The organism is Paraburkholderia sp. SIMBA_030, assembly GCF_046535245.1.
GTDB lineage: Bacteria > Pseudomonadota > Gammaproteobacteria > Burkholderiales > Burkholderiaceae > Paraburkholderia.
Genome location: NZ_JAWRXB010000099.1, coordinates 1 through 437 on the forward strand (window position 1 = coordinate 1; position 437 = coordinate 437).

Annotated in this window: 1 protein-coding gene; it reads left to right on the forward strand. The window is 51.5% G+C overall.

Features of this window, described 5'->3' with window-relative positions; genetic code table 11:
* Positions 1–437, forward strand: a 437-nt coding sequence (locus SB772_RS39200; protein WP_410838416.1) for an aldehyde dehydrogenase family protein, incomplete at both ends; no start/stop codon positions are given.

A 437-nucleotide genomic window follows, 5' to 3' on the forward strand; every position in this document is an offset into this window, starting at 1 on the left:
GTATTAAACTAGGCGACCCTATGGATGAGAACATCAATATGGGTCCACTGGTGAGCTTCCCGCACATGGAGCGCGTGCTTGGTTATATCGAGCAAGGTAAAAAAGGCGGCGCACGTCTGCTAACAGGTGGCGAGCGCGTTACAACAAACGAGCTTGCAAACGGCGCTTTTGTCGCACCGACAGTATTCACTGATTGCACAGATGATATGACTATCGTACGCGAAGAAATCTTTGGCCCAGTGATGTCGATATTGACGTACGAGACCGAAGAAGAAGTCATTCGCCGTGCCAATGATACCGATTATGGCTTGGCAGCTGGGGTTGTGACTACAGATCTAAAACGCGCGCATCGAGTCATCGCTCAGATCGAAGCTGGCATCTGCTGGTTGAATACGTGGGGCGAGTCGGCAGCACAAATGCCAGTAGGCGGCTACAAG